Source organism: Streptomyces sp. NPDC058674 (assembly GCF_042716505.1).
Classification (GTDB): Bacteria; Actinomycetota; Actinomycetes; order Streptomycetales; family Streptomycetaceae; genus Streptomyces.
This window is the reverse complement of sequence record NZ_JBHXSC010000119.1, coordinates 1-8980: the sequence shown is the minus strand read 5'-3', so window position 1 is coordinate 8980 and position 8980 is coordinate 1. Positions and strand designations below refer to the sequence as shown.

The 8980-nt window shown below is 67.8% G+C and carries 7 protein-coding genes; 6 read left to right on the top strand and 1 reads right to left on the bottom strand.

Annotated elements, in window-relative coordinates; translation table 11 throughout:
• Nucleotides 1–758: 758 nt before the first annotated feature.
• Nucleotides 759–1406 (top strand): LysR family transcriptional regulator, encoded by a 648-nt coding sequence (locus ACFWU6_RS33100; protein WP_383985111.1) that lies wholly within the window; start codon nucleotides 759–761, stop codon nucleotides 1404–1406.
• A 368-nt stretch (nucleotides 1407–1774) separates the two neighbouring features.
• Here ACFWU6_RS33100 and ACFWU6_RS33095 read toward each other — a convergent pair whose 3' ends face one another.
• Nucleotides 1775–2152, bottom strand: coding sequence for a hypothetical protein (locus ACFWU6_RS33095; RefSeq protein ID WP_383985107.1), 378 nt, complete (start codon nucleotides 2150–2152; stop codon nucleotides 1775–1777).
• A 44-nt stretch (nucleotides 2153–2196) separates the two neighbouring features.
• Here ACFWU6_RS33095 and ACFWU6_RS33090 point away from each other — a divergent pair, with 44 nt between their 5' ends.
• The 5 genes from ACFWU6_RS33090 to ACFWU6_RS33070 all read left to right on the top strand — a co-directional run bounded on the left by ACFWU6_RS33090 (nucleotide 2197) and on the right by ACFWU6_RS33070 (nucleotide 8873).
• Nucleotides 2197–2511 (top strand): hypothetical protein, encoded by a 315-nt coding sequence (locus ACFWU6_RS33090; protein WP_383985104.1) that lies wholly within the window; start codon nucleotides 2197–2199, stop codon nucleotides 2509–2511.
• 238 nt (nucleotides 2512–2749) lie between these two features.
• The gene (locus tag ACFWU6_RS33085; protein WP_383985101.1) at nucleotides 2750–3430 is read left to right on the top strand and encodes a TetR-like C-terminal domain-containing protein; all 681 of its coding nucleotides are present in this window, start codon (nucleotides 2750–2752) and stop codon (nucleotides 3428–3430) included.
• Between the two features lie 323 nt (nucleotides 3431–3753).
• Nucleotides 3754–7143: an RHS repeat-associated core domain-containing protein gene (locus tag ACFWU6_RS33080; protein ID WP_383985098.1), complete on the top strand. Its 3390-nt coding sequence runs from the start codon at nucleotides 3754–3756 to the stop codon at nucleotides 7141–7143.
• A gap of 493 nt (nucleotides 7144–7636) precedes the next feature.
• Entirely contained in the window at nucleotides 7637–8470 is an 834-nt protein-coding gene (locus tag ACFWU6_RS33075) for an IS5 family transposase (RefSeq protein WP_383985095.1), read from the top strand.
• 73 nt (nucleotides 8471–8543) lie between these two features.
• The gene (locus ACFWU6_RS33070) at nucleotides 8544–8873 is read left to right on the top strand and encodes a hypothetical protein (RefSeq protein WP_383985092.1); all 330 of its coding nucleotides are present in this window, start codon (nucleotides 8544–8546) and stop codon (nucleotides 8871–8873) included.
• The last annotated feature ends 107 nt before the right edge of the window (nucleotides 8874–8980 follow it).

Sequence of the window (8980 nt, the reverse complement as noted above, 5' to 3'; positions counted from 1 at the left end):
GCCCCGGCCCGCGCCCGCCGCCCGGCCCCGGCCCGCCCGCCGGCCGCCGCCGGCCGTCCGGTCCCGCGGCCTGTGCCGTCCCCGGCGCCGTCCCCGCGCCGGGCTTGGCTCCGGCCCCGGCGCGGCCTGGCTCCGGCCTCGGCGCGGTCCGGCCTGGCCGCGGCCGGAAGCCGCCGGAACCTGCTACGTACCGGCGGTGCGCACCGCCGTGGGGTACTGGTCGGTGTCCGCGCCGAACAACCCGGCCGAGTACCATCATGCGCGCCGTCAAGCCCTGGGCCGACGGGCTGTGCGGGAGATCGCCATCCTGCCGCCTCTGCCCCCGCGGGCGTTCCGGCACCTGAAGGCGCTTCTCCAGGATGATGAGCACCTGGTCATCGGCCCGGCGACGGCAGGCCGCTCAAGCCCCCGGGTACCCGGTCAGCCCCAGCGACGCACAGCCGGCCGCCGCCGGAGCGAGCTGGTGCGGGCCCGCGCACTGGCACGGGCCCGGGCAGCCCGAAGCGCTCCGTCCTGAGCCGGTCGGCCGCCACCCGGATGGTCGCTACGCTGGCCTACGGGCGACCGTTACCTCCGTTGCCACGGCCGTAGCGGGCCAGCGCTACACGTTGCGATCCTCGGCCGCCCCAGGGGCGACCGCCACCGCGCGGTCGACGACGCGGTCTTCGTCCGCTACGCCCCGTTGCGATCCTCGGCCGCCCCGGAGCGACCGCCACCTCCATCACGTCGGCCGTGAGGTCGGTCTGACCTGCCGTCAGGTGCCGAAAGAGACCTTCGCCCGCCTCTACCTGGACGAACACCGCTCACTTCAACAGATTGCCAACCTCGTGGGCTTCTCCCGCCCGGTGCTGACCGAACTGGCGAGGGAGTACGGCATCGCGCTTCGCGCCGGACCGCAGGACTACAAGCCCCGCGGAACCATCGAACGGGAATGGCTGATCGAGCAGTACGTCGTTCGCCGACGGACCCTGCCTGACCTCGCCCGAGAGAAAGGCATGAGCAGCGCGAACATGGCCCGATGGGCCCACACCCACAACCTCCCACTCCGGCCCCGCGGCGGAGGAAGCCACGACACCGCCCTCCGCACGACCGACCAGGCAGCGCGGACCCCCGTCATCCTGCGCAAGGCCCTCACCAGCCCCTATGCCTGGCAGCGACTCGAACGCTTCCTGGCTGCACTGCTCTATCCCACGATTGGTGAGGCAGCCCGATCCCTCGGCCCCAAGCAGCCCGCGCTTTCGGTCCAGATCAGTCGGCTTGAGCGAGACCTCGGACAGCCCCTGCTCGAGCGCGGCCGGGCCATGAGACTGACTGCCTTCGGGGAAGAGGTCGCCACTGCGGCCAGGAAGATCCGAGGACAGGCCAAGGGCAGGGCGATACAGTCCGAGACGGGAGAGGGGGCGTGATGGCGCTGAACAGGAAGGGCTCTCGGCGGATCACCGTCGACGGGGCCGTATACCGCTGGCGAATCCGTCGGAAGCCGTCCTACATGCAGGGACTGTGCTGGACGCCCTTGGCTTACGCCGTTGAACTCGCCGACGACGACCGCTCGGGCAGGACGCTGGTCGTCACCACGAGCCAACCGCACCCCAGTAACTGGGTGGGCATTGAAGCTAAGCCTGTTCGGCCGGCTCATGTCTCCGCGAGCGTCAGGGAGGCGCGGGCGCAGGGTTGGGAACCCGCCGAGGCCGGCCCTCCGTTCCTGCTCGACCGGACAGCAGGCTTCGCACCAATGCCTTGAGCTGGAGGCATCTCGGGCCCATTGGCGAACGGATCACATGGGATCGTCCAGCCGCTGAAGAACCTGCTGAAACTCGCCGTTGCCGAGCAGCCCGATGATGACCCCAGACATCGACAGGATCCCGGGCTCCTTGACGATCAAGCCATCCGAGCACCAGAAGTACCGGCCGCTCAGTGCCTCGCCGGTGCCGGACCAGTGGGCCATCAACCGCTCGACCTCAGTGACCGTGAAGATCGTCGCGCTCCAGCGTGAGCCATCCGGCAGCCGGACTTCTGCGTCGACATTAGAGACCTCGTCAAGGGCCTCATCGGGGGCCGGGAGGAAGAGTATTTCCGCCGCTTCGGCACGGACACGGTAATACGCACCGTCCCAACCTGCCTCGAAGGCGGCGTCATCACCGTGATCTGTCACCTCGGGAGCATTGCAGTTCCCGGCCCCTCCGTCATCATGGACTCGTGACGACTTGGCTGCGCTGCTATTGGAGCGAAGAAGACACCTGGTTCTACTTCGAGGTCGATGCCGAAAGTTGGGTGACTCGGCAGATCGAGCTCGAAGGGCCTGAGCTGATCCCGATCGCAGCCGCCTCCCTCGCCGAATGGCAACAGGCCTACGACACAGGCCGACTCGACGAGTACGACAACAGGTTCGGGATCACAGCAGAACTGCCCGTCTCCGAGTGGGAAGGCCACGATCCGGAGGAGCTGACCTCTGACGAGTTCGAGGAGGTCTGGGACTCCGCCCGTCGGCAGATTGCAGCCGGGCCGTCGTGATTGCTGGCTGGGGCGGATAGTCACTTGCCGCACCCGCCCTGCCGGCTCGATCATGAAGTCTCGATCGAGGAGGCTTCGTGGGATTGTGCCTGTTCCCTGGGGATGGTGACCTCACCAGCCCGGACGTCAGCTGGTCCTACTCGGGTTTCAGTGCCTTCCGCCAGCGCTTGGCGCGGGCTGAGGGGTTCACGCGGATACCGGGTCGCTAGAGGACGACCTGGCCGCCCTCAACCAGGAGGTGTTCGAGGCACTGGCGGGCGGCGGGCCGGACCTGACCACGGCCCTGATCGCAGCCGGGTTCCGGTCTGCGGAGGCGGCGACGGCGCTGTCGCGGTTCTGGGAGGACCGCTACGCCCGGTGTGCGGTGGTCGTCACCCGGGCGGCCGACCGGGGGGAGCTGCCCGGTCCCGCCGACAGCCGGGCGCTGCTCGTCGCCGCGACCGCCCCGCTCTACCACGAGCTACTGCTGCTCAGAGCATCCCCCGACCCGACCCGACCCGACGCTGCCGCGCCGCGCCGCCGCGGTCGCCGCCGCGGTCGCCGCCGCGGCGGCCGGCGCCGGCGCCTTCGGGACCGAGGCTGCCCTCCAAGGTCAGTGATCGAAGAGGGGCAGGGAACGCAAGACGGGTTGATCGGTCCGGGCGTGCGTCGGCTCAGGTCGAAACCGGCCCGCATCGGCGCCCTCGGGATCGGGGATGGGCTGGCGCCGGTTCGCCACCATAGGCTGCAATGTGCCACAACGTCTGTGACCAGCCAGCGGGAATGGCCGCGTCTGTCCTCCTCGGCCCCATGCCGAGCACCTCGCTCCGCCCGCGCCCATGTCAATGGCGAGGCCAGGGAGAGGGCGCATGGCCGGACGGACAGGTCTCTGCGGGGGCTTGGTGGAGTGGAGGCATGGACAGAGCAATTGCCCCGGTGAGGGCAGGGCATGCATGTGGATTTGTTCATACGGACTGGACCCTCAACGTTTTGTTAGGCCCGCCGATGGTCGGGCCGTCGCTGTCCAGCCGTAAGGTCTCCAACCCATTGGATTCTCTGGTGATATAGCTTGAAATCCTTCGAATCGCCCTCCGTGATCTTGGTTTCGCTGAGTAATCGAAGCGTGGAACCTTAGGTTCCGCTGTGGGGGCGCGGTGACGATGAAGGTCGCCTGCCGTCGGGTCGGCGTTCTTCACATGGGGGAAGCGGATGTTGTATTCAGGCGTCAAAAGACGCTGGTCGCACGCAGCTTGTGCGGCGGGGGTGGCCGCGGCGATCACCGCGTGGGGGATCAGCCCGGCGGTTGCCGCGCCGGGGGCCCTGTCGCAGCTGGTGGCGTTGACCGAGTCGACGCAGCCGGTCCTGACGGCGAAGACCGCGGCCGGTACTGGCCAGGTCACGGTCAAGTTCTACGCCGGAACCTACGCGGCCGGAGGCGCCAATGACCTCGTCGACGGCGCCGCGGTCACGGTCAACGCCGGCGAGGTGGCGCGGCTGAAGCTGCCGGACCCGATCCGGATCGGCACGCAGTTCGACTGGCAGGCGCAGGCGTGCCAGGGCGCCGATTGCACCGCGCTCACGGCCCGTCAGTCCACCCGGGTTAGCCCGATGGCCGGCGCCGGCGAACGGCCGGGCGCCACACGCCTGAAGTTCGCCGCCGGTGACCACGTGGGTGCCCAGGTCGACGTTGGCACCGGCAACCTCCTCGTCACCACGAGCGATCTCACCCTGCCGGGCATCAACGGCGACATCGGGCTCGGCGTCGCCTACAACAGTGCCGCCATCGGTACGGATGCCACCGGCGCGAAGGCCGCGGCCGGCTACGGGTGGAAGCTGACGCCCTACGACACCGCGCTCAAGGTGCACGAGGAGGGCTCGGTCACCTACTACGGGCGGGGCGGCACCACCTGGCTGTTCACCCAGTCCGGCTCCGGCCTCACCACACCCGGCGGTGTGAAGGCGAAGCTGGTCAAGAATGGTGACGGCACCTACACCCTCAGCACGAACGACGGCTCGGGCAAGCAGGACTTCGATGCGGCCGGGAAGCTGACGAAGACCACCGACCGCAACGGCAACGCCACCACCCTCGCCTACAACGGCGACCTGCCGGCGACGATCGTCTCCACCCGCGGCACCCAGACCCAGAAGAGCGCCGTGTACGCCTCGGCATCGGGGCACGTGACGACGCTCTCCCAGACGGGCTCTGACGGCAGGAAGCGGACCGTCACCTACACCGTCAACGGAGCCGGCGACCTGGCCTCGGTCAAGGACACCATGGGCCGCACCACGAGCTTCTCCTACGCGGCCCACAAGCTGACGTCGATCACCAACCCGGGCGGGGGAGTGACCCGCTTCGCCTACGGCTCGGTCGGCGTCACCTCCATCACCCAGGAGAACAAGGCGCCCGGCTCCCCGGGCGACTCCGTCACCCGCCTCTCCTACGCGGACCCGGCCAGGACGCTGGTCGCCTCGCCCAACACCGACCAGAGCCAGGCGATCACCGCGGGCCCCCGCACCACGTACGAGCTGACCGACGACAAGTCGGGCCGCGTGAAGAAGGCCACCGACGCGGAGGGCCGCGAGCAGTCGAAGACCTACACGGCCAACTTCGACACCGCCGCGGCCACAGACGGCGCCGGTGCGAGCGCGGGGACGACGACCAACACCTTCGGCGCGAACAGCGGCGAGTCGCTCACCAAGTCCGAGTCCCCGGCCGGAGCGTCGTTCTCGGCGGCCTACGGCAACACGGCGGCCGGGTCGAAGTACCTGCCCTCCGAGACGACGGACGCGCAGGCGAACAAGTCGACCTACACGTACAACGGGGCGGGCAACCTCACGCAGACCACCGATGCGAACGCCTCCACCGCGAAGGTCGACTACAACACCGACGGCACGGTGAAGGCCTCCACCGACCCCGGCAACACCACCAGCACCACCTACCACTACGACGGCGCCACACACCAGGTCACCTCGGTGGACCCGGCCGGCGGGTCGCTGAAGGTGAAGTCGTACAGCTATGACGCTTTCGGTCGCCTGGCCACCGTCAAGGACGGCCGGGGCACGACCAAGGTCTACACCTACGACGACGGCGACCGTGTCAGCAAGGTCGACTACTCCGACGCCACGCCCGACGTCAGCTACACCTACGACGGCTTCGGCCGGATCCAGACCCGCACCGACGCGTCCGGAACCACGACCTACGGCTACGACGACCTGGGCAAGCTGACGTCCCGCACCGCGACCTCCGGCGGCGGCACGATCGGCTACCGCTACGACAAGAACGGCAACCAGGCCGCCCTCACCGACGCCCGCGGCACCACCACCTACACCTACGACGCGGCGAACAAGCTCACCCAGGTGACCACCAACGCCCCGTCCACCACGACGAAGATCGGCTTCGCGTACGACGACCGTGGCCGGCGCACCGACACGTACTACGGCACCAACGACTCCCGCACCATCTTTAAGGCGCGCGTCCACCAGGACTACGACACCTCGGGCCGCATCAGCCGCGTCTGGGCCGACCAAGGCCCCGCCACCACCCCCACCCGGCAGTTCGACACCACCTACTGCCGCGCCATCGGCACCCCGGGCACCTGCTCGACGGCGAAGACCGACGACCGGAGCAAGCTGCAGTGGAGTAAAGACAACCTGACGGGTAAGACGACCGGCTACAGCTATGACAGCGGCAACCGGCTGACGAAGGTCGCGACCTCAGGGGGTGGCAAGACGTACACCTACACCTATGACGCGCGCGGCAACCGCAAGACGTCCTCCGACGGGACCACCACCCAGAACCTGGCCTACGACGCCGCCAACCAGATCACCACCCCCGGCTACACCTACGACGGCCAGGGCAACCTCACCACCACGCCCGCCCTGTCCGCGGTGACGTTCGACGCCGCCGGCCGCATGGCCACCGCCAAGACCGCCAACGGCACCGGCAGCTACGCCTACGCCGGCACCAGTGCGAACGAGCTGGTCCACCAGACCACCGACAGGGGCGAGAACGTCGACTTCGTCCACGGCCGCACCGACCAGTACGGCGTTCCCGTCATCGAACAGGTCAAGCTCGCCGCCGGCACCGCCTACATCGAGCACGACCCCACCACCGGCCAGCCCTTGGCGCTGCGCACCACCAACGGCTACGAGGCCTACTACATCATCGACGGCCTCGGAAGCCCGGTGCAGTTCATCAACCAGTCCACTGTCCAGTCCGGGGTCTACGAGTACGACCCCTACGGCGCCGCCCAGACCGTGAAGTCCGGGACCGCGGCCACGGAGAACCCCTACCGGTTCGTCGGCGGAACCCATGACCGCACTACCGGCTACCTCAAGTACGGCCAGCGCTGGTACGACCCCACCACCGGCCGTTTCATCACCCAGGACTCGATGACGTTCCTGGCCGACCCCGCACAGGGCAACCGGTACGCGTATGCCGGCGGCGACCCCATCAATAATATCGACCCGATCGGGAATTCCTGGTTCGAGGGTGCGGTAAAGGGTGTCGCAAGGGGCGGGCCCTGGGTTGGAGTCGCCTGCTACACATCCAATTCTCTGACCGATGGCGGTCCGGAGGACGGTACTCTGGAATCCGAACTCTCGGACCTGAACGATTGCTTCAACCCGTTCTCCGACTTCGTCGGAGACTGAAAAGGGGAGCGCTGTGGCAAGCGGTGACCCCGGTAGGAAATCTGTCCGAGGACTCGGCTTCATCGTGGTCCTCCTCGCCGCAACATGGCTCATCCTCCTGACACTCCGCCTTACAACAGGAGAAGCAAGATTGGAGACGCCCGAAGAGATAATGCGTCTCACCGCGGGACTTGGCTTCTTTTGTTACCTGGCCGCCAGGCAGGGACTGCGCCGCAAGAAATCCAAAAATTCCTGATCCAGATTCAGCCCAACGAACCCACGGGGCGCCCCTCGCCGATGACTTCGGTGGGAGGCGCCCCTCCGGGCTCCAAATCCAGGAGTAGCCGTGAAATTTGCAAAAATTGCTGCCATTGTTCTGATTCTGGGACTGGGAGCTTTCTATGGCTGGTATATTGCCGACTAGGCCGTGTTTTAGAACTGGGGTCCGTGTCTCGCCTCGTGCCGTGATGATCTCGGTGTGGGGCGAGGGGATCTTTCAGATGACCAGTGGGCGATGCTGGGGCCGTTGTTGCCGGTCGCGGTGTTGGGCAGGCCGTCGGTGTGCCGACGGCGGTTGATCGACGGGATCCGCTGGCGGGTGCGGACCGGCGCCCCGTGGCGTGATCTGCCGACTGAATACGGTCCGTGGCAGACGGCCTATGGGCTTTTCCGCCGCTGGCAGCGCGATGGTCTCTGGTCGGCGGTGTTGACAGGGCTGCAGGCCCGGGCGGACGCGGCCGGGCTGATCACCTGGGAGGTCAACGTCGACTCCACGATCTGCCGGGCTCATCAGCACGCGGCCGGTGCCCGGCGTGACGGCCAAGCCCAGAAGGAACCGCCGGGCGGCAACCAGGCCGAACCCGACGACCATGGGCTGGGCCGGTCCCGCGGTGGCTGGACCACGAAGATTCACCTGGCCTGCGAACAAGGCCAAAGGCCGTTATCGCTGCTGGTCACAGCCGGTCAGCGGGGAGACAGCCCGCAGTTCACGGCCGTGCTGGAAGCCATCAGGGTTCCCCGCCTCGGACTGGGCCGGCCACGCGTTCGCCCGCTGCGGGTGCGGGGCGACAAGGCGTATTCATCGCGCGCGAACCGGGCCTATCTGCGTCGGAGGGGAATTCGCTGTACGATCCCGGAACCTGCCGATCAGGCGGGCCACCGCAAGCGCCGGGGAACAGTCGGCGGGCGGCCTCCGGCCTTCGACCGTGAGGACTACAAGGCCCGGCACGCGGTCGAGTGCGGCATCAACCGGCTGAAGCGGAACCGGGCGGTGGTCACCCGGTTCGACAAACTCGCGGTCCGCTTCGAAGCCACCGTCCTCATCGCCGCGATCAACGAATGGCTGTGACCTGCCGGAAGCGTCGGTCCCGCATGTCATTCTGGCCGCGACCAGGTCAGCGGGTTGAGGGGAGACAGGGCCGATGGGGGCTGCGTACTACCGGGCCGAGAGTGAGAGCCGCGACCACATCGACGACCCGTCCGAGGACGCGCTGTTCATGCTGATCGACGACCTCAACGACTCGGACAACACCTTCGTCGTCATCCAGCCCGACGAAGACGACCCGGCCTGGTTCACCTCCGTCGCCGTCCTGGACGAAGGCGGCTATGAGGTCGTCCGCCGCGACACCACCCGCCGCGAACATGACGTCGTCACCGAGACCAGCATCGATCGGATCGCCCGCGACCTCACAATCTGGATGACCGCCCGCGACTTTCCCGGACGGCCCACCCAGCCCACCAGCAACTTCTAAAACACGGCCTAACTTGATCTTTAACGTCCGAGATCGAACGGCGCCTCGTACTTGATCACTCGGTTCGGTAACCGCCGTACGCGGAAACGGCCTTCGTCTGGATCATG

Excerpts from the sequence above, each read along its gene's own strand:
- ACFWU6_RS33075 (WP_383985095.1), top strand. The coding sequence starts at position 7,637 with ATGCTGGGGCCGTTGTTGCCGGTCGCGGTGTTGGGCAGGCCGTCGGTG.
- ACFWU6_RS33070 (WP_383985092.1), top strand. The coding sequence starts at position 8,544 with ATGGGGGCTGCGTACTACCGGGCCGAGAGTGAGAGCCGCGACCACATC.